The 21451-nt window shown below is 72.3% G+C and carries 19 protein-coding genes; 13 read left to right on the top strand and 6 right to left on the bottom strand.

The annotated features are described in order from the left end of the window. Positions 1 to 66: 66 nt before the first annotated feature. The 10 genes from asnB to DEU31_RS05640 all read left to right on the top strand — a co-directional run bounded on the left by asnB (position 67) and on the right by DEU31_RS05640 (position 12824). The gene (gene asnB, locus DEU31_RS05685; protein ID WP_133676400.1) at positions 67 to 2826 is read left to right on the top strand and encodes an asparagine synthase (glutamine-hydrolyzing); all 2760 of its coding nucleotides are present in this window, start codon (positions 67 to 69) and stop codon (positions 2824 to 2826) included. Positions 2827 to 2986: 160 nt separating this feature from the next. Further along, complete coding sequence (gene dapA / locus DEU31_RS05680) at positions 2987 to 3895, top strand: 4-hydroxy-tetrahydrodipicolinate synthase (RefSeq protein ID WP_010551389.1); 909 nt, start codon at positions 2987 to 2989, stop codon at positions 3893 to 3895. Positions 3896 to 3926: 31 nt separating this feature from the next. Then, positions 3927 to 5621, top strand: a complete 1695-nt coding sequence (locus tag DEU31_RS05675; RefSeq protein ID WP_133676398.1) for a ribonuclease J — start codon at positions 3927 to 3929, stop codon at positions 5619 to 5621. A 148-nt stretch (positions 5622 to 5769) separates the two neighbouring features. Beyond that, on the top strand, positions 5770 to 8706 hold the full coding sequence (locus DEU31_RS05670; protein ID WP_243733757.1) for a DNA translocase FtsK: 2937 nt from the start codon (positions 5770 to 5772) through the stop codon (positions 8704 to 8706). 56 nt (positions 8707 to 8762) lie between these two features. Then, the gene (pgsA, locus tag DEU31_RS05665; protein WP_010551392.1) at positions 8763 to 9362 is read left to right on the top strand and encodes a CDP-diacylglycerol--glycerol-3-phosphate 3-phosphatidyltransferase; all 600 of its coding nucleotides are present in this window, start codon (positions 8763 to 8765) and stop codon (positions 9360 to 9362) included. Further along, complete coding sequence (locus DEU31_RS05660; protein WP_243733755.1) at positions 9359 to 9865, top strand: nicotinamide-nucleotide amidohydrolase family protein; 507 nt, start codon at positions 9359 to 9361, stop codon at positions 9863 to 9865. Before pgsA ends, DEU31_RS05660 begins: the two co-directional genes overlap by 4 nt. A gap of 198 nt (positions 9866 to 10063) precedes the next feature. Beyond that, positions 10064 to 10369 carry a helix-turn-helix transcriptional regulator gene (locus DEU31_RS05655; protein WP_010551394.1) on the top strand — a complete coding sequence of 102 codons (306 nt, stop codon included), beginning with the start codon at positions 10064 to 10066 and terminating at the stop codon, positions 10367 to 10369. A gap of 1 nt (position 10370) precedes the next feature. Next, positions 10371 to 10595, top strand: a complete 225-nt coding sequence (locus DEU31_RS05650) for a DUF3046 domain-containing protein (RefSeq protein WP_010551395.1) — start codon at positions 10371 to 10373, stop codon at positions 10593 to 10595. A gap of 342 nt (positions 10596 to 10937) precedes the next feature. Beyond that, complete coding sequence (gene recA, locus DEU31_RS05645; protein ID WP_010551396.1) at positions 10938 to 12056, top strand: recombinase RecA; 1119 nt, start codon at positions 10938 to 10940, stop codon at positions 12054 to 12056. A 3-nt stretch (positions 12057 to 12059) separates the two neighbouring features. Further along, positions 12060 to 12824: a regulatory protein RecX gene (locus tag DEU31_RS05640; protein ID WP_166649417.1), complete on the top strand. Its 765-nt coding sequence runs from the start codon at positions 12060 to 12062 to the stop codon at positions 12822 to 12824. 56 nt (positions 12825 to 12880) lie between these two features. On the opposite strand, the gene DEU31_RS05635 is transcribed toward DEU31_RS05640, so the two are convergent. The 4 genes from DEU31_RS05635 to DEU31_RS05620 form a co-directional block, all read right to left on the bottom strand. Continuing rightward, complete coding sequence (locus tag DEU31_RS05635) at positions 12881 to 13753, bottom strand: amino acid ABC transporter permease (protein WP_010551398.1); 873 nt, start codon at positions 13751 to 13753, stop codon at positions 12881 to 12883. Next, positions 13750 to 14397, bottom strand: a complete 648-nt coding sequence (locus DEU31_RS05630; RefSeq protein ID WP_010551399.1) for an amino acid ABC transporter permease — start codon at positions 14395 to 14397, stop codon at positions 13750 to 13752. Before DEU31_RS05630 ends, DEU31_RS05635 begins: the two co-directional genes overlap by 4 nt. A gap of 188 nt (positions 14398 to 14585) precedes the next feature. Then, positions 14586 to 15473, bottom strand: coding sequence for a glutamate ABC transporter substrate-binding protein (locus tag DEU31_RS05625; RefSeq protein WP_133676396.1), 888 nt, complete (start codon positions 15471 to 15473; stop codon positions 14586 to 14588). Between the two features lie 118 nt (positions 15474 to 15591). Beyond that, positions 15592 to 16374: an amino acid ABC transporter ATP-binding protein gene (locus DEU31_RS05620; RefSeq protein ID WP_010551401.1), complete on the bottom strand. Its 783-nt coding sequence runs from the start codon at positions 16372 to 16374 to the stop codon at positions 15592 to 15594. A 160-nt stretch (positions 16375 to 16534) separates the two neighbouring features. Between DEU31_RS05620 and miaB the strand changes: the two genes are divergently transcribed. Next, positions 16535 to 18100: a tRNA (N6-isopentenyl adenosine(37)-C2)-methylthiotransferase MiaB gene (gene miaB / locus DEU31_RS05615; RefSeq protein ID WP_133676394.1), complete on the top strand. Its 1566-nt coding sequence runs from the start codon at positions 16535 to 16537 to the stop codon at positions 18098 to 18100. A gap of 138 nt (positions 18101 to 18238) precedes the next feature. Here the strand turns inward: miaB and DEU31_RS05610 are convergent, their stop codons facing one another. Further along, complete coding sequence (locus tag DEU31_RS05610; protein ID WP_082358605.1) at positions 18239 to 18661, bottom strand: YbjN domain-containing protein; 423 nt, start codon at positions 18659 to 18661, stop codon at positions 18239 to 18241. Between the two features lie 209 nt (positions 18662 to 18870). Between DEU31_RS05610 and miaA the strand changes: the two genes are divergently transcribed. Continuing rightward, on the top strand, positions 18871 to 19854 hold the full coding sequence (gene miaA / locus DEU31_RS05605; protein ID WP_133676392.1) for a tRNA (adenosine(37)-N6)-dimethylallyltransferase MiaA: 984 nt from the start codon (positions 18871 to 18873) through the stop codon (positions 19852 to 19854). A gap of 9 nt (positions 19855 to 19863) precedes the next feature. Beyond that, entirely contained in the window at positions 19864 to 20718 is an 855-nt protein-coding gene (gene dapF / locus DEU31_RS05600; RefSeq protein WP_010551405.1) for a diaminopimelate epimerase, read from the top strand. 90 nt (positions 20719 to 20808) lie between these two features. On the opposite strand, the gene DEU31_RS05595 is transcribed toward dapF, so the two are convergent. Then, entirely contained in the window at positions 20809 to 21423 is a 615-nt protein-coding gene (locus DEU31_RS05595; RefSeq protein ID WP_010551406.1) for a methyltransferase, read from the bottom strand. Between the last annotated feature and the right edge of the window lie 28 nt (positions 21424 to 21451).

The raw sequence follows: 21451 nt of genomic DNA, 5'->3' as shown, positions 1-21451 counted from the left end.
CGTCGCCCCACGGCGGCGAGCGTCCGGACCGAGGGCGCAGCCGTCCCCCTCGAAAGGACTCGCCCCATGTGCGGAATCGCCGGCACCTACGGATACGGCGCTGACACCGAGCGGATCGCCCGCCGGATGAGCGGCGCCCTGGCCCACCGCGGTCCCGACGGCGAGGGCCTCTTCGTCGACGGCGAGGCCGGGCTCGCCCACCGGCGCCTGGCCATCATCGACCGCGAGCACGGCGCCCAGCCGATGACCACCGCCGACGGCCGCTACACCATCGTCTACAACGGCGAGACCTACAACTACCTCGAGCTGCGCGCCGAGCTCGAGCAGCTCGGGCACACCTTCCGCACCGACTCGGACACCGAGGTGCTGCTGGAGGCGCACGCCGAGTGGGGCACCGCCGCCTACGACCGCTTCAACGGCATGTTCGCCTTCGCGATCCACGACGCGACCACCGGCACCGTCACCCTCGCCCGCGACCACTTCGGCATCAAGCCGCTCTACTACCGCGTGGACCCCGCCTCCGAGGCCGGTGGGGCGCCGAAGGTCGTCTTCGGCTCGGAGATCCGCTCGCTGCTCGCCTCCGGCACCTTCAAGGCCGCGCCGGACGACCGCGCCGTCTACCGCTACCTGAAGTTCCGCGTGCAGGACGACGACTCCCGCACCTTCTTCGCCGGCGTGAACCGCCTGATGTCCGGCGAGGTGCTCGAGATCCGCCCCGACGGCACCGAGGTGCGCTCCTTCACCCGGCTGAAGGAGGAGCTGCGCGAGATCGCCGCCCGCCCCAGCCGTCCCTACGACCAGTCGGTCGTGGACGAGTACCGCGAGCGCTTCCAGGACTCCGTGCGGATGCGCCTGCAGTCCGAGGTCCCCGTCGGCACCTCCCTCTCCGGCGGGCTGGACTCCTCCGCCGTCGCCGCCGTGATCGCGCGCCAGCTGCGCGAGCGGCCCGAGGACGAGGGCTACGAGGCGGTCGGCTCCCGCCAGAACACCTTCTCCGCCGTCTTCCCGAACTCCTCCAACGACGAGGAGCGCTACGTCGACGCGCTGCTGGACGAGAACCGCGGCCAGATCACGGCCCACAAGATCCACCCGCAGCCCGAGGCGTTCCTCGAGGACCTCCACGACTTCGTGCGCACCCAGGAGGAGCCGATCATCTCGACCGGCCCCTACGCGCAGTACGCCGTGATGCGCGAGGCCAGCCAGCACATCACCGTGCTCCTGGACGGGCAGGGCGCCGACGAGATGATGGCCGGGTACAACCCGTACTTCTACGTCTACCTGCGCCAGCTGCGGCGCCAGAAGCGGTTCAAGGAGCTCGCCTCCGAGGTCGTCGGCTCCCGCGACATCCTCCGCAAGCTCGCCCGCACCAAGTTCTCCGGCCGCACCTCCGTGCCGATGGAGGCGCTGCTGAACTCCGGCTTCGTCGCCGAGCACAGCGGCGAGAAGGTCACTTCCGTCCAGGACGACCTCAAGGAGCGCCTGCTCGAGGACACCTTCCGCTCCTCCCTGCCCTCGCTGCTGCGCTACGAGGACAAGAACACGATGCGCTTCAGCATCGAGGGGCGCGTCCCCTTCGTCGACAAGGAGCTGCTGAAGTTCCTGTTCTCCCTCGACGAGTCCGCGATCATCCACGACGGCTGGAACAAGCGGATCCTGCGCGAGGCGATGGACGGGATCCTCCCCGACATGATCTCCAAGCGCCGCAACAAGATAGGCTTCACCACCCCCGAGGGGGAGTGGTTCCGCTCGATCGCGCCGCAGCTGCGGGACGTCTTCGCCTCCGCATCCTTCGCCTCCCGGCCCTACTTCGGCGCGCCGAGCGTGCTCGCGCTGTTCGACGACTACATCGCCCATCCGGAGAACCACGGCACGCTGATGTTCTGGCGCCTGCTGAACGTCGAGCTGTGGATGCGCACCTTCTTCGACGACGCCGAGGGCGCCACCCGCGCGCTCGGCGGCTCGGCCGACGAGGCCGCGCTCGCCGCGGCCCCGGCCCCCGCCGCCGTCGCCGCGGAGCCCGCGGCCGAGGAGGAGGTCGTGCCCAAGAGCGACTACGTCGCCAACGAGGGCAAGCAGCTCGACCTCGTCTCCGAGGTCGACGGCCGCACCTGGCGCCGCCTGCCGCTGCAGACCGCTCTGGTCGCCCGCGGCGACGACGTCGAGCGGATCGCCCGCGAGCGGGTCGAGGCCTTCGCCGCGTCCCTGCCGGGCGGCGTCGTCCCCGACGGCGCGCCCTGGTACTTCGTGATCAGCGAGAAGATCATCGCGATCACGCAGGGCCGCTCCTGGTTCACCTGGGAGATCAGGCCCCGCCGCTCCGCCAAGGTGCTCAGCCGCTTCGTCTCCCGCACCCCGGCCGGCATCGGCCTGGGGGACCCGACCACGATGGAGCTCGCGATCCGCGAGGTGGGGCTCCCGCGCGTCGTCGCCGCCTCCGCCGTCGGCGCCGCGGGCAAGGTCGTCGGCAGGCGCGGCCTGTTCTACGAGGTCGTCGGCGCGAACGTGCGCGCGATCGACGGGCCCACCCCGTACTCCGCCTTCCCCTCGAACGTCTCCGCGAAGCTCCCGCCCAAGGACCCGGACGCGGTCGCCGCGCGGATCTCCGCCGCGATCCGCGGCGCGGACATCCCCGCCGCGCTTCGCGACGGCTTCGTCGGCACGGTCGTGATGGACGCCAACGACATCGGCCGCAACGTGCTGGGTTCGGACGTGCCCACCACGAACGAGGTGCTCGAGGCGACCTTCGCCGACAACCCCCTCGGCCAGGGCCGCCAGCGCACGCCGCTGGCGATCCTCGTCGACCTCGGCGGCGCGGACCGGCGCTGAGGAGGCCGCGGCGGCGGGCCCTCGCCCCGCCGCCGCCCGCCGCGCCGCCGGAGCCCGCCGCGGCACGGGGCCGACGGACCCGCCGTGTGCCGGGACGGCACGGGACACGGCCCGCCCCTGCACTAGGATCCGGGCAGCAGCACTTCCCCTGGAGGAGACCATGAGCAGCACCGACCAGCGCCCTGCGCGACCGTTCGGCGCGGTGGGGACCGCGATGGTCACCCCGCTGAGCGAGGACGGCCACCGCGTCGACCTCGACGCGGCCCAGTCGCTCGCCGCCCACGTCGTCGAGCACGGCCACGACCTCGTCGTCGTCTCCGGCACGACGGGGGAGGCGCCCACCCTCACCGACGTCGAGAAGATCGATCTGGCCCGCGCCGTGGTCGAGGCCGTCGGCGAGCGGGCGACCGTGGTCGCCGGCGTCGGCACCTACGACACCGCCCACTCGATCGACCTCGCCCGCGCGCACGCCGAGGTCGGCGTCGACGGGCTGCTCGTGGTCACGCCCTACTACTCCAAGCCCTCCCAGGCCGGGGTCGTCTCGCACACCACCGCGATCGCGGACTCCACCGACCTGCCGGTGATGCTCTACGACATCCCCGGCCGCGCCGGGATCCCGCTGGCGCTGGAGACCCTGCTGCGCCTGGCGGAGAACCCGCGCATCGTCGCGGTGAAGGACGCCAAGGCCGACCTCCAGCAGGCGTCCCTCGTCATGGCGCAGACCGACCTCGTCTACTACTCCGGCGAGGACGCGCTGAACCTGCCCTGGCTGACGCTCGGCGCGGCCGGCATGGTCTCCGTGGTCAGCCAGATCGCCGGCGACATCGAGCGGGAGATGGTCGAGGCGGTGGACCGCTCCGACCTGCCCGCCGCCCTCGAGGCCCATCGCCGGCTCGTGCCCGTGGTCGAGGCGATCATGAACCGGATGCCCGGCGCTGTCGCGGCGAAGGCCGCGCTGCACCTGCAGGGCGTGCTGCCGCACGCCGCGATGCGCGGGCCGCACCTGCCCGCCGACGCCACCCAGCTGCGCGAGCTCTCCGCCGCACTGGACGCCGCCGGCCTGCTCTGACCCGATCCGCCCGAGTGCCGAGGAGACCCAGATGACCGCCGCCTTCACCGACCGTCTCCCCGCACCGCCCGAGCTCGCCCCGGGCACGCTGCGGATCACGCCGCTGGGCGGCCTCGGCGACGTGGGCCGCAACATGACCGTCCTCGAGTACGAGGGCCGCCTGCTGATCGTCGACTGCGGGGTGCTCTTCCCCGAGGAGTCCCAGCCCGGCGTGGACCTGATCCTGCCGGACTTCGACATGCTCGAGGACCGGCTCGACGACGTCGCCGCGATCGTGCTCACCCACGGGCACGAGGACCACATCGGCGCCGTGCCCTACCTGCTGCGGCGCAAGCCCGACATCCCGCTGGTGGGCAGCCAGCTGACCCTCGCCTTCATCGAGGCGAAGCTGCGCGAGCACCGCATCCGTCCCTTCACCCTCGCCGTCGCGGAGGGGCAGACCGAGAGCTTCGGCCCCTTCGAGTGCGAGTTCGTGGCCGTGAACCACTCGATCCCCGACGCGCTCGCGGTGCACGTGAGCACCCCCGCCGGGACCGTCCTGCACACCGGCGACTTCAAGATGGACCAGCTCCCGCTCGACGGCCGGATCACCGACCTGCGCGCCTTCGCCCGCCTCGGCGAGGCCGGGGTGGACCTGTTCATGACCGACTCCACCAACGCCGAGGTCCCCGGCTTCACCGTCGGCGAGCAGGAGATCGGTCCGGTGCTGAAGGGGATCTTCGCCCGCGCACGCCAGAAGATCGTCGTGGCCTCCTTCTCCAGCCACGTCCACCGCGTCCAGCAGGTGCTCGACGCCGCCGCGGCGCACGGGCGGAAGGTCGCCTTCGTGGGCCGTTCGATGGTGCGGAACATGGGCATCGCCGCGGAGATGGGCTACCTCCGCGTCCCCGAGGACACCCTCGTCGACGTCAAGCGCATCGACTCCCTGCCCGACGAGCAGGTGGTGCTGATGTGCACCGGCAGCCAGGGCGAGCCGATGGCGGCGCTGGGCCGGATCGCGAACCGCGACCACCGCGTCTCCGTCGGCCCCGGCGACGTGGTCATCCTCGCCTCCTCCCTCATCCCCGGCAACGAGAACGCGGTCTTCCGCGTGGTCAACGGGCTGATGGCGCTCGGCGCCGAGGTGGTCCACAAGGGCAGCGCCAAGGTCCACACCTCCGGGCACGCCAGCGAGGGCGAGCTGCTGTACTGCTACAACATCGTGAGGCCGAGGAACGTCATGCCGATTCACGGCGAGGTCCGCCACCTCATCGCCAACGGCCGCATCGCCGAGGCCACCGGCGTGCCGCGCGAGCGCGTGGTCCTCGCCCGCGACGGCCAGGTCGTGGACCTCAAGGACGGGATCGCCGAGGTGGTCGGGGAGATCCCCAACGGCTACGTGTACGTGGACGGCTCGAGCGTCGGCGAGATCTCCGAGGCCGACCTCAAGGACCGCCGAATCCTCGGCGACGAGGGGTTCATCTCCCTGTTCGCGGTCGTGAACTCCGAGACCGGGGCGCTGATCGCGGGACCCGAGATCCACGCCCGCGGCGTCGCCGAGGACGACGCGGTCTTCGACCGGCTCCGGCCCGACATCGTCAAGGCCCTCGAGCAGGCGGTCGCCGACCAGGCCGACCGCCGCGACACCTACCAGCTGCAGCAGGTCATGCGGCGGGTCGTCGGCCGCTACGTCGGCCAGCGGCTGCGCCGGCGCCCCATGATCATCCCGGTGGTCGTCGAGGCCTGAGCCACCCGCGTCCCGGCGAGCCGGACGCGTGCCCGCGGCGCGCGCCGGGGGCGGAACCCCTGTCGGCGGCGTGATCCGCGCCCCGCGAGACCGGATCGCGCGGGTCGCCTCCCGGGCCGAGCGGGGGCCGGAATGTACCATCGGGACCATGGCGACACGTACGTCTTCCCCCGCACGTGCGTCGAAAGGCTCGTCCCGCTCCTCGGCCTCCGGCAACTCCCGGACCCGCGGAGCCGCGGCGAACGACCCCTCGACGCTCCCTCTGCCGGTGCGCGCAGTGCGCTCCGGCTATCTGGCGATCGCTCGCATGGTCGGCGGCATGGTCCGCGGCATCGGGGTGCAGCGCTGGGAGGTCGAGCCCGAGCAGCGTCGCGACGGCTACGCGCTGTTCCTGATGCTCATTGCGGTGCTCGTCGCCGTGGTCGAGTGGTGGCAGTCCAGCGGCCCCGTGCTCGGCGCCGTGCACACCGTGGTCGCCGGCACCTTCGGGATCTCCTCCATGGTGATCCCGCTGCTGGCCGCCGGCTGGTCGCTGCGCATGTTCCGCCGCCCCGACCAGGTGCGCGCCAACACCCGCATCTCGATCGGGATCGCCGTGCTGCTCACCGCGATCTCCGCCATCGCCTCGGTCTCGGCGCGCCTGCCCGCCCCGGCCGACGGCATCGACGCCCTCGCCCGCGGCGGCGGCGTGCTCGGCTATCTCGCGGCCGCGCCGCTCGAGGCGCTGCTGCCGCCGCTGGCCGTCGTGATCATCCACTCCGCCCTGATCGCCTTCGGCATCCTCGTGCTCACCGCGACGCCGGTCGAGTCGATTCCCTCCCGCCTGCGCGGCGTGTACGACGTGATGGTCGGCCGCAGCGAGGAGGAGGACGAGGAGCGCATCGCCTTCGGCCTGCGCCCGCGCCGCGTCGACCCGGCCGTGCACGAGCAGGAGACCGCGGCCCAGCCCGCAGCCCGCACCCGTCGCCGCACCCGCAAGGAGAAGGCGGAGGCCGCGGAGGCCGAGCGGGATCACGAGGCGTTCGGCTACGCCGGCGACGAGGCCTTCGAGCAGGGCGTGGCCGAGGAGGGCCGACCCGGCGCGAAGAAGCCGGGTCGCGCCGGCAAGGGCGCGAAGTCCGCGAAGACCGGTCCCGCGGGCCCCCGCCGCGGCGCCCCGGAGGTCGCGACCGAGGTCTTCGACGTGGTCGAGGACGAGAACCAGCGCGCCAAGACCTTCCCCACCGGCGACGAGGCGCCCACCGCGGCGCTGCCCGCCAAGGGGGCCCGCGGCGGGGACCGCACCACCCCCGTGCCCGCGAAGAAGGTGCCGGCCGCCGCGGCGGCGGCCCCGGAGAAGACCGAGGACGCCGCGGAGCTGGTGCATCCGCCGATGGGCGACCTGCCCCGCGCGGGCGAGCAGCTCGAGCTCGCCGGCGACGTGGTCTACACCCTGCCGGAGTCCTCCTTCCTGCTCGAGGGCCCCCCGCACAAGTCCCGCTCCGAGGCCAACGACCAGGTGGTCAGGGCGCTCGAGGAGGTCTTCGAGCAGTTCAAGGTCGCCGCCGAGGTGGTGGGCTTCTCCCGCGGCCCGACGGTCACCCGCTACGAGGTCGAGCTCGAGCCCGGCACCAAGGTCGAGAAGGTCACGGCGCTGGACAAGAACATCGCCTACGCGGTCGCGAGCTCGGACGTGCGCATCCTCTCGCCGATCCCCGGCAAGAAGGCGATCGGCATCGAGATCCCCAACACCGACCGCGAGACCGTCGCGCTCGGCGACGTGCTGCGCAGCCAGGTCGCCCGCCGCAACGAGCACCCGCTGGTGATGGGCGTGGGCAAGGACGTCGAGGGCGGCTACGTCGTCGCGAACCTCGCCAAGATGCCCCACCTGCTGGTCGCGGGCGCCACCGGCGCCGGCAAGTCCAGCTTCGTCAACTCGATGATCACCTCGATCCTCATGCGCGCCACCCCGGAGGAGGTGCGGATGGTGCTGGTGGATCCCAAGCGCGTGGAGCTCACCATCTACGAGGGCATCCCGCACCTGATCACCCCGATCATCACCAACCCGAAGAAGGCCGCCGAGGCGCTCGAGTGGGTCGTCAAGGAGATGGACGCCCGCTACGACGACCTCGCCGCCTTCGGGTTCAAGCACATCGACGACTTCAACAAGGCCGTCCGCGCCGGGGAGGTGCAGGTCCCCGCCGGCAGCGAGCGGCGCCTGGCCCCCTACCCGTACCTGCTGGTGGTCGTCGACGAGCTCGCGGACCTCATGATGGTCGCCCCCCGCGACGTCGAGGCCTCGATCCAGCGCATCACCCAGCTCGCCCGTGCCGCGGGGATCCACCTGATCCTCGCCACGCAGCGCCCGTCGGTCGACGTCGTCACCGGCATCATCAAGGCGAACGTGCCCAGCCGCCTCGCCTTCTCGACCTCCTCCCTGCAGGACTCCCGCGTCATCCTCGACACGCCCGGCGCGGAGAAGCTCATCGGCCAGGGCGACGCCCTGTTCCACCCGATGGGCAAGGCGAAGCCGATGCGCGTCCAGGGCGCCTGGGTCAACGAGTCGGAGATCCACAAGGTCGTCGACCACGTCAAGACGCAGATGACGCCGAACTACCGCGAGGACGTCACCGTCGTCGCGGAGAAGAAGCAGATCGACGACGACATCGGCGACGATCTCGAGGTGCTGCTGCAGGCCGCGGAGCTCGTGGTCACCACGCAGTTCGGCTCGACCTCCATGCTGCAGCGCAAGCTGCGCGTCGGCTTCGCGAAGGCGGGCCGGCTGATGGACCTGCTCGAGTCCCGCGAGATCGTCGGCCCCTCCGAGGGATCCAAGGCCCGCGACGTGCTCGTCCACCCCGACGAGCTCGGCACCGCGATCGCCCGCATCCGCGGGGAGGAGGCCCCGAGCGGGGAGGGCGACGAGCCCTACGGCGCCGACCAGGCCGTGGACCTCGAGCCCGAGCCGACCGAGCCCGTGGGCGAGGGGAGTGCCGACCGGTACGGCAGCGACCCGCTCGCCGACGACGGCACCGAGCCCGCCGTCGACTTCTACGACGAGGACGACGAGGAGAGCGAGGACGCCTGGAGCCTCACCGGCCGCTGAGCGTCCCGCCCCCGTCCTTCCCTCGTATCCCGTCCCGCCGCACCCCAGGAGCACCGATGACCACGAAGCCCGAGGCCGAGGTCCCGCTGTGGAACATCGCCAACATCCTCACCATGCTGCGCTGCGTCATGGTGCCGCTGCTGGTGGTGCTCGCGATCCTCTACCCGGACACCGTGCCGGGCCGACTGCTCGTCGCCGCGGTGTTCGTCCTGGCGATGATCACCGACTTCGTCGACGGGCACCTCGCCCGCAGCCGCAACCTGATCACCGACTTCGGCAAGATCATGGACCCGATCGCGGACAAGGCGATCACCGGCGCGGCGCTGATCATGCTCTCCGTGTGGGAGTACGTCCCCTGGTGGATGACCGTGCTGATCCTGGTGCGCGAGATCGGCATCACCGTCATGCGCTTCACCATCCTGAAGTACGGGGCGCTGCCGGCGAACATGGCCGGCAAGGCGAAGACGATGGTGCAGTCCATCGCGATCACCTTCTGCCTCATCCCCTTCGAGCTGTGGTGGTCCCCGGCGCGCTGGATCGGCCTGGCCCTGGTGCTGCTGGCCGTGGTGCTGACCGTGTGGTCCGGCCTGGTGAACCTCAAGGACGGCCTGCGCCTGCGCCGTGAGGCGCTCTCGGCGGGGACCGGGCAGGCGTGAGCGGGACCCCCGCCGCGGTGACGGACACCGCCGCGGTGATCGACGCGGCACGCGAGCGCGGCTGGTCCCTCGCGACCGCCGAGTCGCTCACGGCCGGCGCGGTCGTGGCCCGACTGGTCGACGTGCCCGGGGCGAGCGATGTCGTCGCCGGGGGAGCGGCCTGCTACTCCTACTCGGCGAAGACCCGAGTGCTCGGCGTGGACGCCGGGCTGCTCGAGCGCACCGGCGCGGTGACCGCGGAGGTCGCCGCCGCGATGGCCGAGGGCGCGCAGCGGCTGTACGACGCCGACCTCGCCGTCTCCACGACCGGAGTGGCCGGCCCCGGCCCCGACGCGCGGGGTGTGCCGGAGGGCACGGTGCACCTCGGGATCGCCCGACGCGGCGGTCCCGCCCGCACCCGTGAGGTCCGTCTCAGCGGCGGGAGAGCCGAGATCCGGGCCCTCGCCGTCCAGGAGGCCCTCGCCGAGCTCGCCGCCGAGCTCGCCGATCCGTCCGAGTCCTGATCAGCCGGGGACGACGCGGTCCTCTCCTCCCCGACGTCCACCGTGCACATCTCCAGCGAACCCTCGGACGTGGCCCACTACACTCTGTGGAACACACTCGCGGGAGGACGCGTTGGGCTCCATGTGATGACGACGGCGTACCGCATCCCAGAGGTGCATGAGAAGTTCATCCAGAGTCAGAGGAAGGGAGGAAGGTCCATGATCCTGTTCCGTCAGGAGCTGGGGGACGTGCTGCGCGATGCGCGCCGTGCCCAGGGCCGCACGCTGCGGCAGGTGTCCTCCGACGCGCGCGTCTCGCTGGGCTATCTCAGCGAGATCGAGCGCGGGCAGAAGGAGGCCTCCAGCGAGCTGCTCGTCTCCGTGACCGACGCCCTCGGTCTCCCGCTGTCCTTCGTGCTGCGCGAGGTCTCCGACCGCATCGCGGTCGCCGAGCGCGTGACGATCCCGGACACCGTCCCCGAGGGCCTCGCCGACGGCACCGCGCCGCTGGTCGGCGCCAGCTGAGGTGCGGCGCAGCGAGTTCGCGGAGCTGGCCGATCACGTGTTCGGCCCCGCGCTGGCCCGCACCTACACCCACGACCTCGTGCTCGAGGAGGTCGGCGGCCTGACCGCCGCCGAGGCCCTCGAGCACGGGGTCGCCGTGCGTGCGGTGTGGACCGCGCTGTGCGAGGCGATGGAGGTCCCCGAGTCCGCCCGCTGGGAGATCCCCGTCGAGCAGCGACGACGCTGACATCCAGCTGGGGCCGGCGCCGCCGCCGGTCCGGCCTCGCTCCCGCTCGGAGCGCCGCACCCACCGTGTCCCGCCCCCGGCCGTCGGGACCGTTCGCCGGGCGGTCCCCGGATCACTGCGGAACGCGCGGCGCGACACGCCCGCGACCGACTTGAGTTCGAACGTCTGTTCGGTAGTCTGTGTTCGTCGGTCCCCGGGCATCGTGCCCGCCTCAGCACTTCTCCTCCCCACTGCCCCGTCATCCACAGGGGCTGCGGGGCAGCGGCGAATGTCGGGGTCGGCGCCTACTGTGGCCGCAAGGTCACCACGTCGGCTCACCCGGCCCTCAGGAAGGAACACCCCATGGCTGCATCGAAGTCCGCCCCCAAGTCCACCGCGAAGGATCGCGGCTCCTCCCTCGACAACGCCCTCGCCCAGATCGACCGCCAGTTCGGCAAGGGATCGATCATGCGGCTCGGCGACGACACCCGCCCGCCCGTCGAGGTCATCCCCACCGGCTCGGTCGCGCTGGACGCCGCCCTCGGCGTCGGCGGCCTGCCCCGCGGCCGCATCGTCGAGATCTACGGTCCGGAGTCCTCGGGCAAGACCACCGTCGCCCTCCACGCGGTCGCCAACGCGCAGCGCAACGGCGGCATCGCCGCGTTCATCGACGCCGAGCACGCGCTGGACCCCGAGTACGCCAAGAAGCTCGGCGTGGACACCGACGCCCTGCTGGTCTCCCAGCCGGACACCGGCGAGCAGGCTCTCGAGATCACCGACATGCTGATCCGCTCCGGCGCGCTGGACATCGTCGTGGTCGACTCCGTCGCCGCGCTCGTGCCCAAGGCCGAGATCGAGGGCGAGATGGGCGACTCCCACGTCGGCCTCCAGGCCCGTCTCATGTCGCAGGCGCTGCGCAAGCTCACCGGCGCGCTGTCCTCCTCGGGCACTACCGCGATCTTCATCAACCAGCTGCGCGAGAAGATCGGCGTCTTCTTCGGCAGCCCCGAGACCACCACCGGCGGTAAGGCGCTGAAGTTCTACGCCTCGGTCCGCATGGACATCCGCCGCATCGAGACCCTGAAGTCCGGGTCCGACGCCGTCGGCAACCGCACCCGCGTCAAGGTCGTCAAAAACAAGATGGCCCCGCCCTTCAAGCAGGCCGAGTTCGACATCCTCTACGGCGAGGGCATCTCCCGCGAGGGCGGCCTGATCGATCTCGGCGTGGAGCACGGCGTGGTCCGCAAGTCCGGCGCCTGGTTCACCTACGAGGGCGACCAGCTGGGGCAGGGCAAGGAGAACTCTCGCCAGTTCCTCAAGGACAACCCCGATCTCGCCGCGGAGATCGAGGAGAAGATCCTGCGCACCCTCGGCGTCGGCAAGTACGCCGCGGAGCAGTCCGCCCCCGAGGCCGAGGTCGGAGCCGAGGACGTGCTGGGCGAGGACGAGTTCCTCGACGAGGACGTCCCCGCCACCATCTGAGCGATGACTCCTCGGCATCACCCCGGCGGCGCCGGCGACCAGCAGGTCGTCGGCGCCGCCGGCGTCCCCGCACGGTCCGCGGGCGCGGCCCCGCACGCTGCCCGGTCCCTGCCTCGCTCCCGGGGCTCGAGCTCCCCGGAGGGGGAGGCCCCCGCCCGGCGCCCGCACCCTGCGCAGCAGGTGACCGAGCAGCTCGCCGCGCGCACCCGCGAGATCCTCGAGCGGCCCCGTCCCGAGGAGAGCGAGGAGCAGCGCGCCCGCGAGAAGGCGGTCGTGCACGAGTGCCGCTACCTGATGCGTCTGCTGTCCACGCGGCGCCGCTCCGAGGGCGAGATGCGCGGCCGCCTCGCCGAGCGAGAGGTGCCCGCGGACGTCGCCCACGAGGCGATGGCCCGGATCGCCCGCGCCGGCCTGATCGACGACGCCGCCTTCGCCCGCGACTGGGTCCAGCAGCGTCGCTCCCTGCGCGCGCTCGGCGACGAGGCGCTGCGCCGCGAGCTCGAGGCCCGGCGCGTCGACGCCGAGCTGATCGAGGCCGCCCTCTCGGAAGGGCAGAGCGACGAGGAGCAGCGCTGCCGCGAGCTGGTCCGATCCCGCATCGACCACCGCGACCGGGAACGGCTGCGCGAGGAGCGCGACGGCAGCCACCGCCGCCGGCTCTCCCGCCGGCTCGATGCGCTCCTGACCCGCAAGGGCTATCCCGGTGATCTGGCCGTCCACGTGATCGCGGGGGAGCTGCGCGCCGCCGTCGAGGACCCCGCCGCCTGAGCACGGCCGGCGGTAGGAGGCCGGCGTGCCGGGGACAGTCCATCGCGCTGCCCCGGTCAGGGGATCGGGGGAGTGCCCACCACCCGGGCCGGGGCGCGACGGGCGAAGCTGCTTCGGCGCTGCACCCACACCGCCAGGCGCGACAGGCTGATGTTCAGCGCGATGTACACCGCCGCGCCCACGGTCAGCAGCGGCAGCAGGTACTGCGCATTGGTCAGCGCGTCCGCCACCCGGCTCACGCTGCGCAGCAGCTCCGCGTAGCCGACGATGTAGCCGAGCGAGGAGTCCTTCACCAGCACCACGCCCTGGGCGATCAGCGAGGGCATCATCATCCGCACCGCCTGCGGCAGCTGGATGTCCCGGTAGGTGAGGAAGGGCCCCATCCCCAGGGACTCCGCCGCCTCCGTCTGCCCCTTGGGCAGCGCCGCGATCCCGGCACGCAGGATCTCCGCGAACACCGCCGCGTTGTACAGCGTCAGCCCGAACACCACCGCGACCAGCTGCGTCGCCCCCGGCAGCACGAGGATCCCGAAGAACATCACCAGCACCACGGGAAGGCCGCGGAGGAACTCCGTCACGGCGACGACGGCCCAGCGCACCGGCGCGAAGGGCGAGGAGCGCAGGGAGACGAGCACCAGCGCGAGCAGCGCCGCCAGCGGCAGCGCGATCGCCGCGGCGAGCAGGGTGTTGAGCAGGCCGCGGAACACCGCCTGCCAGACGTGCTGGGTCTCGTATCCCGCGAAGTTCGGCGGGACGTCCACCAGCACGAGCCACCGGTCGTCGAACGCCCCGTTGCGGGCGAGCAGGACGATCAGCCCGCCACCGAGGACCACCAGCACGAGGGCGAGCACGATCGAGATGCGACGCTCCCGCGCCCGCTCCTCGGGGCCGGCGACGTCGTAGAGCACGGGGCCGCTGCTGCTGCTCATCGGGCGAACGCCACCTTCCGTTCGAGGCGCCCGGCCAGCTGGCCGAGCGGGATGCAGATCACCAGGTAGAACAGGGCCACGCCGAGCAGGATCGCGATGACGTCGGCGGAGTACACGTTGGTCAGGCGCCGGGACATGGCGAACAGCTCGAACACGCCGAAGGCGCCGGCCACCGAGGTGTTCTTCACCAGCGCGATGATCACGCTGATCAGCGGCGGGATCGCGGTGCGGAACGCCTGGGGGAGCACCACGATCAGGAGGTTCTGCCGGAACGACATCCCCAGCGAGCGCGCCGCCTCCGCCTGGCCCACCGCCACGGAGTTGATGCCCGAGCGCACCGCCTCGGCCACGAAGGCGGAGGTGTAGCAGGTCAGGGCGATCGTCGCGGCGGTGCGGTAGTCGAAGGCGAAGCCGATCGACGGGGTGACGAAGACGTAGAAGAAGAACACGATCGTCAGCGGGGTGTTGCGCAGGAACTCCGTGTAGGCGGTCGCGACCAGGCGCAGCGGCCGGTACGGGGACACCCGCAGCGCGGCGACGAGCGTGCCGACCACGAGGGCGAGCAGCCCGGAGACCGCCGCGAGCGACAGCGTCGTGCTGAACGCGGTCCAGAGCATCTCGCGCTCGATGACGAAGGTTCCCATGAAGGCTCCTGGCGGGGACGTCGGCGCGCTCGGCGGGGAACCGGCGCGGTGCTCGGGGCGGTGATCCAGCGGGTGCGATGCCCTCGGGCGAGGCCGGAGGAGACCGGGCCACGCCGGACGGGGTGCGGCAGAGCGAGGCGGACGGGGCGGGCCGGGGGCGCGACAGCGCGTGCCCCCGACCCGGGGGATCAGTACCGGTCCACGGCGGGCGGCTCCGGGGTGGGCAGCACCACCCCGGCGGTGCTCTCCCAGGCCTCCGCCCAGGAGCCGTCCTCGTAGGCGGCCTCGAGGGTGTCGTTGAGGAAGGTGCGGAAGTCGTCGTCGCCCTTGGCCAGTCCCACTCCGTAGGGCTCCTCCGTGAAGGTCTCGCCGTCGTTCACGAGCTTGAGGTTGTCCGGATCGGACTCGACGAAGCCTGCGAGGATGACGTTGTCGGTGGTGACCACGTCGACCTGGCCGTTGATCAGGGCGGTGACGCAGTTGGAGTACGTGTCGAAGTTGACCAGATCCGCGTCGGGGTGGTTGTCGAGGATGTACTGGGCCGGGGTGGAGCCCTCGACCGAGGCGACCTTCTTCCCGGCCAGGGAGTCCTCCCCGGTGATGTCCTCGTTGTCCACCAGCACCATCAGGGCCTGACCGGCGACGTAGTACGGGCCCGCGAAGTCCACGACCTCCTTGCGGGTGTCGTTGATGGTGTAGGTCGCGACGACCAGGTCCACCTGGCCGTTCTCGATGAACGGCTCGCGGTTCGCGGAGACGGTCTCGACCCACTCGATGTTCCCCGCCTCGATGCCGAGCGCGCCGGCGAGGATCTTCCCGATCTCGACGTCGAAGCCGACGGGCGTGCCGTCGGGGCCGGCCTGGCCGAACAGAGGCTGGTCGAACTTGGTGCCGATCGTGATCTTCCCGGCCTCTGCAAGGGCGGCCATGGTCGAGCCCTCGGCGAAGGAGGAGGGGTCGACCTCGGCGGCTTCGGGCTCGCCCCCTCCGGTGCCGCCGCAGGCGGCGAGGCCGAGGGCCGCGGCGGCCCCGACGGATCCGGTGAGGAAGAGGCGACGGTTCAGGGGGCTGGCCATGATGTTCTCCTAGCGTCGGGTGCTGCGGGATCGGGGGCGGACGGCGGCGGTGCCGTCCATGTCGGAGCGGTCGGGAGGTGCGGTGGGGCGGAACTCGGCAGCGGCGGGGGGACCGCGCTCAGTGGTGGAGGATCTTGCCGAGGAAGTCCTTCGCGCGGTCGGTCTCGGGGGAGGAGAAGAACGCCTCGGGCTCGCGCACCTCGACGATCCGCCCGGAGTCCATGAACACCACGCGGTCCGCGGTGCGGTGGGCGAATCCCATCTCATGGGTCACCACGATCATCGTCATCCCCTCCTTGGCGAGGTCGGTCATCACCTCGATGACCTCGCTGATCATCTCCGGGTCCAGGGCGGAGGTCGGCTCGTCGAAGAGCATCACCTTGGGCTTCATGGCCAGTGAGCGAGCGATCGCGACGCGCTGCTGCTGGCCGCCGGAGAGCTGGGCGGGGAGCTTGTCGGCCTGATCGGCGACCCCCACCCGCTCCAGCAGCGCCATGGCCTCCTTCTCGGCCTGCGCCCGCGGGACGCCCTTGACCTTGATCGGGGCGACGCTCACGTTCTGCAGCACGGTCTTGTGGGCGAAGAGGTTGAAGGACTGGAACACCATCCCGACCTCGGAGCGCAGCGCGGCGAGGCCCTTGCCGGAGGTGGGCAGCACGGTCCCGTCGATCCGGATCTCTCCCTCGTCGATCGTCTCGAGCCGGTTGATGGTGCGACACAGGGTCGACTTGCCCGAGCCGGAGGGGCCCAGCACCACCACGACCTCGCCCGCGGCGACCTCGAGATCGATGTCCTTGAGCACGTGCAGGTCCCCGAAGTGCTTCTGCACCCCGGAGAGCTGGACGAGGGGCCGTGCCGCGGCGTCGTCGCCGCTCACGGGACCGGGCGTGGCATGTGTCATACCGGAACGCTAGGGCACCTTCCTGCCTCTCCCGAGCGGCGAGGGCCCACCGTCATGATCTTGTGACCTTGGCCGGAGGGGCGGGACGCGTCGATGGGGGAGGGATCACCCCGTCCGCCGCAGGGGCCGAGCACGCGTCGCGCCGTACCCTGGATCCACTATGTCTCTCACCGCCCCCGCCCCGCAGCGCGGCACCTACCAGGTGCGCACCTTCGGCTGCCAGATGAACGTGCACGACTCCGAGCGCCTCACCGGCATGCTCGAGGACTCCGGCTACAGCGCCGCACCCTCGGGAGCGGACCCGCGGCGCGGCGAGGTCGACGTGATCGTGTTCAACACCTGCGCGGTGCGGGAGAACGCGGACAACAAGCTCTACGGCACCCTCGGCGGGCTGCGTCCCGGCAAGGACGCGAACCCGGGGATGCAGATCGCGGTCGGCGGCTGCCTCGCGCAGAAGGATCGCGCCGCGATCGTCGAGCGCGCCCCGTGGGTCGACGTCGTCTTCGGCACCCACAACATCGGCTCGCTGCCGGTGCTGCTGGACCGCGCCCGCCACAACGCCGAGGCACAGGTCGAGATCCTCGAGTCCTTGGACGTCTTCCCCTCCACGCTGCCCACCCGGCGCGAGTCCGCCTACGCGGCGTGGGTGTCGATCTCCGTGGGCTGCAACAACACGTGCACCTTCTGCATCGTCCCCTCCCTGCGCGGCAAGGAGAAGGACCGCCGCCCCGGCGACGTGCTCGCCGAGGTGCGCGACGCGGTCGACTCCGGCGCGATCGAGGTGACGCTGCTGGGCCAGAACGTGAACTCCTACGGCGTGGAGTTCGGGGACCGCGGCGCCTTCGCGAAGCTGCTGCGTGCCTGCGGTGACGTCGACGGTCTGGAGCGCGTGCGCTTCACCTCCCCGCACCCTGCGATGTTCACCGACGACGTCATCGACGCGATGGCCGAGACGGACAACGTCATGCCCCAGCTGCACATGCCGCTGCAGTCCGGCTCCGACGACGTGCTGCGCCGCATGAAGCGCTCCTACCGCTCCAAGAAGTTCCTCGGCATCCTGGACCGGGTCCGTGAGCGGATCCCCGAGGCCGCGATCACCACCGACATCATCGTCGGCTTCCCCGGTGAGACCGAGGACGACTTCCGGCGCACCCTCGAGGTGGTCGAGGCCTCCCGCTTCTCCAGCGCCTTCACCTTCCAGTACTCCATCCGCCCCGGCACCCCCGCGGCGACCATGGAGGACCAGATCCCCAAGGAGGTCGTGCAGGAGCGTTTCGAGCGGCTCGTCGCCCTCCAGGACCGCATCGCCCACGAGGAGAACCTGGCCCAGGAGGGCCGCGGCGTCGAGATCCTCGTCGCCGAGGGCGAGGGGGACCGCGACGCCGAGACCCGCCGCCTCTCCGGCCGCGCCCGCGACCACCGCCTGGTGCACTTCTCCCTGCCCACGGACCTGCCCGAGGCGCAGCGACCCCGACCCGGCGACCTGGTCACCGCCACGGTCACCCATGCCGCGCCGCACTACCTCATCGCGGACAGCGCCCTCGAGGCGGGGGCGCCGCTGCGCGCCGGGGACCCGCGCTTCTCGGTGCGGCGCACCCGCGCCGGCGACGCCTGGGAGGCGGGCGTGCAGGGCCTGGACGCGGGCGGCTCCTGCGGCACCGGCCACGGGGGAGCGGCGCCGGCCGGCCCGGTCACCCTCGGGATGCCGAGCCTGCGCCGCGGCTGAGCCGTCGGCGGGAGGCCCCGCCGTCGGCCGCGGCCGACGCCCGACCTGCCCGTCGGCCGCGGCCGGCGCACACGGACGAGCCGGGGCCCTCGCGATCGCTCGCGAGGACCCCGGCCCGTGCTGCGCAGGAGGCGGACCTCAGGTGTCGAGGTCGTCGAGCTCGGCGCCGAGGCGCTCCTCCAGGCTGTGGAAGAAGGCGATCACGGTGCTGAGCCCGCACTTGATCGCGCTGTCGATCTGGGAGTCGAGGGCGCCGGCGCGGAAGTCCGCGGCCAGCTCGCCGTAGACGCCGAGGAGCCCCTCGGACTCGCGGCGCACGTAGACCTTCGGCCAGATGCGGTTCATGTTCCACTCGTTGCAGAGCTTGACCATCTCGACCTTGCGCGAGACGTCCACCGAATGGCTCCAGCGGCCGCGGGTCTGCAGCACGCCGAGATCCTCTCCGGTGAGCATGAACTGGAAGCGGTAGTCGTCGAAGCGTGCGCGGACGATCTCCGCGTGCTCATCGTCCTCGACGAAGGCATAGCCATGGCGGGTGAGGCTCTCCTCGAGCCTCGCCATGGTCACAGGGGCCAGACCAGTGGCCGAGTCCGACCTGACAGGGGACTCGTTCGGTGCAGTCACTTCCCACCTCGGGCGTTGGACGTAGGGCCTGGCAGGCGTGTCCGTGCCAGGATCGCCGATCACCCTACTCCCTCCACCGGGGAACAGGGCAGGGCCCGTGCCCCGGGGAGCCCGGTGACACCACCCACACGACTACAGTGCGGGCTGTGGAGCACAGCGCGCAGGACCCCGTCCCCGCCTCGGCGGACACTCCGCTGATCGCCGTGGTGGGCGCGACCGCGACGGGGAAGTCGGACCTCGCGATCGCCCTGGCCCGGCAGCTCGACGGCGAGGTGATCAACGCCGACGCCCTCCAGCTGTACCGCGGCATGGACATCGGCACCGCGAAGGTCACCCCCGAGGAGCGCGCCGGGGTGCCCCATCACCTGCTGGACGTCCTCGAGGTCACCGAGGAGGCCAGCGTCTCCGCCTATCAGCGCGACGCGCGTGAGGCGATCGCCGCGATCCGGTCGCGGCGCAGGACCCCGATCCTGGTCGGCGGCTCCGGGCTGTACGTGCGCGCCGTGCTCGACGACATCGAGTTCCCGCCCACCGACGCCGCCCTGCGCGAGCGCCTCGAGCAGCGCATCGCGCAGGAGGGGACGGAGGTGCTGCACCGCGAGCTCGCCGCGAGCGACCCCGAGGCCGCCGGGATCATCGGCCCCCGCGACGCGCGCCGGATCGTGCGCGCCCTCGAGGTCGGCGCCCTCACCGGGCGACCCTTCACCGCCTTCCTGCCCCGCCCCCTGTACGCCGACGCCTCCACCGTGCAGATCGGGCTGCGCCGCGACCGCGCCCTGCTCCACGAGCGGATCGCCGCGCGCGTGGACCTCATGGTCGAGGCCGGCCTGCTCGAGGAGATCCGCGCGCTGCGGGAGAAGGGACTGGACCGCGGACTCACCGCACGCCGGGCGATCGGCTACGAGCAGGGACTGGCCGTGCTCGACGGCACCCTCGACTGCGCCCAGGCGATCCAGGACACCGTCACCGGCACCCGCCGACTGGTCCGCAAGCAGGACACCTGGTTCCGCCGCGATGCGCGGGTGCACTGGCTCGACGCGGACGAGCACGCGGACGGCGCCCCCCTCCTCACGCGGGCGCTCGCCGTCCTCGAGGCGCAGGACACAGCGGCCGGCGACGCCCGGCCGTAGGCTTCCGCCATGAGCGCACCCCTCGACTTCACCAAGGGCCACGGCACCGAGAACGACTTCGTGATCCTCGACGACCCCGACGGCCGGCTCGAGCTGGACGCCGCCCGCGTCGCCGCGCTCGCCGACCGTCGTGCCGGGATCGGCGGCGACGGCGTGATCCGCGCCGTCCGCTCCCGCGCCGCCGGGATCGACGCCCCTGCCGACGCCCCCGAATGGTTCATGGACTACCGCAACGCCGACGGCTCGATCGCGGAGATGTGCGGCAACGGGGTCCGTGTCCTGGCCGCGCACCTCCAGCGCGCCGGGCACGTGCGCGAGGACCGCTTCGCGATCCTCACCCGCGCCGGCGTGCGCGCCGTCGAGATCCTCGAGCGGCCGACGGGCCCCGGGGCGCCCTGGCAGGTGCGCGTCGGCATGGGCGCTTCCCGCACGCTCCCGGAGGCGCGCGCGGTCGAGATCGCCGGGCTGCGCCTGGACGCGACCGACGTCGACATGGGCAACCCCCACGCGGTCGCCTTCCTGCCCGCGGACGTGGACCTCGACGGCCTCGACCTCTCACGCCGACCCGCCCTGGACCCGGAGCCCGCGGACGGGGCGAACATCGAGCTGGTCAGCGAGCGCGGTCCGCACCACGTCGCGATGCGCGTCCACGAGCGCGGGGTGGGGGAGACCCGCTCCTGCGGCACCGGTGTCGCCGCCGTCGCGGTCGCCGCGGCGCTGCGCGCCGGGGACGAATCCCGCACGCCGTGGACGGTGGACGTGCCCGGAGGGCGGCTCGAGGTGGGCTGGACCGAGGAGGGGGAGGTCACGCTCAGCGGCCCCGCCCAGCTGGTCGCCGACGGGACGACCCTGCTGAGCGCCTGAGCGGCTGAGCGCCGGCGGACCGGCCGTCTGAGCGGCTGAGCTCTGGTCGCCGGAGCGCGACGGCGGAGCGGGTGCGCTGCCGCCGCCCCGTCAGCTCTCGGGACCGATCTCCAGCACCCGGAAGCCCTTCGCGCTCGCCGCCTTGCCGACCTCCCGCGCGGGCAGCAGCTCGCCGAGCCAGCGCGCGAGCGGGTCGGCGCCGAGGTTCTTCCCCACCACCAGCGCGGCGGTGCCCGTCGGCCGCAGACGCGCCGTCCACTCGCGCAGGAGCTCGTGCAGCGCCGGCTTCCCGATGCGGATCGGCGGGTTCGACCACAGGGTGTCCACGGCGAGATCCCCGGGGATCTCCTCCGGCGCGAGAACCCGCAGGTTCTCCACGCCCGCGCGGCGCGCGTTCTCGGCGGTGAGCTCGCGGGCGCGCTCGCTGACGTCCACCGCCCACACCTCGACCCCGGGATGCAGCAGCGCCGCCGTCAGGGCGATCGGCCCCCAGCCGCAGCCGAGGTCCACGAGCGTCCCGCCCTCCGGGGGCTCCGCGACCTCGTCGAGCCGGTCCAGCAGCACCGCCGTCGCCTTGTCGAGCCCGTGCCCGCTGAACACGGCGGAGGAGGAGACGAGGTCCAGGTCCCGCCCGGCCAGACGCACGGGCAGGGGGAATCGACGGTCCCGGGCGGAGGGGTTCGCGGTGAAGTAGTGCTCGTCCACCCCCGCAGGATACGGAGCCCCGGCCCCT

The sequence above is a fragment of the Brachybacterium sp. AG952 genome, from assembly GCF_004362645.1.
In the GTDB taxonomy this organism is placed as follows: Bacteria; Actinomycetota; Actinomycetes; order Actinomycetales; family Dermabacteraceae; genus Brachybacterium; species Brachybacterium conglomeratum.
The sequence above is the reverse complement of the archived record's forward strand: the minus strand, read 5'-3'. Positions and strand labels throughout refer to the sequence as shown.

Excerpts from the sequence above, each read along its gene's own strand:
- asnB (WP_133676400.1), top strand. The coding sequence starts at position 67 with ATGTGCGGAATCGCCGGCACCTACGGATACGGCGCTGACACCGAGCGG.
- dapA (WP_010551389.1), top strand. The coding sequence starts at position 2,987 with ATGAGCAGCACCGACCAGCGCCCTGCGCGACCGTTCGGCGCGGTGGGG.
- DEU31_RS05675 (WP_133676398.1), top strand. The coding sequence starts at position 3,927 with ATGACCGCCGCCTTCACCGACCGTCTCCCCGCACCGCCCGAGCTCGCC.
- DEU31_RS05670 (WP_243733757.1), top strand. The coding sequence starts at position 5,770 with ATGGCGACACGTACGTCTTCCCCCGCACGTGCGTCGAAAGGCTCGTCC.
- pgsA (WP_010551392.1), top strand. The coding sequence starts at position 8,763 with ATGACCACGAAGCCCGAGGCCGAGGTCCCGCTGTGGAACATCGCCAAC.
- DEU31_RS05655 (WP_010551394.1), top strand. The coding sequence starts at position 10,064 with ATGATCCTGTTCCGTCAGGAGCTGGGGGACGTGCTGCGCGATGCGCGC.
- recA (WP_010551396.1), top strand. The coding sequence starts at position 10,938 with ATGGCTGCATCGAAGTCCGCCCCCAAGTCCACCGCGAAGGATCGCGGC.
- DEU31_RS05640 (WP_166649417.1), top strand. The coding sequence starts at position 12,060 with ATGACTCCTCGGCATCACCCCGGCGGCGCCGGCGACCAGCAGGTCGTC.
- DEU31_RS05635 (WP_010551398.1), bottom strand. The coding sequence starts at position 13,753 with ATGAGCAGCAGCAGCGGCCCCGTGCTCTACGACGTCGCCGGCCCCGAG.
- DEU31_RS05630 (WP_010551399.1), bottom strand. The coding sequence starts at position 14,397 with ATGGGAACCTTCGTCATCGAGCGCGAGATGCTCTGGACCGCGTTCAGC.
- DEU31_RS05625 (WP_133676396.1), bottom strand. The coding sequence starts at position 15,473 with ATGGCCAGCCCCCTGAACCGTCGCCTCTTCCTCACCGGATCCGTCGGG.
- DEU31_RS05620 (WP_010551401.1), bottom strand. The coding sequence starts at position 16,374 with ATGACACATGCCACGCCCGGTCCCGTGAGCGGCGACGACGCCGCGGCA.
- miaB (WP_133676394.1), top strand. The coding sequence starts at position 16,535 with ATGTCTCTCACCGCCCCCGCCCCGCAGCGCGGCACCTACCAGGTGCGC.
- DEU31_RS05610 (WP_082358605.1), bottom strand. The coding sequence starts at position 18,661 with ATGGCGAGGCTCGAGGAGAGCCTCACCCGCCATGGCTATGCCTTCGTC.
- dapF (WP_010551405.1), top strand. The coding sequence starts at position 19,864 with ATGAGCGCACCCCTCGACTTCACCAAGGGCCACGGCACCGAGAACGAC.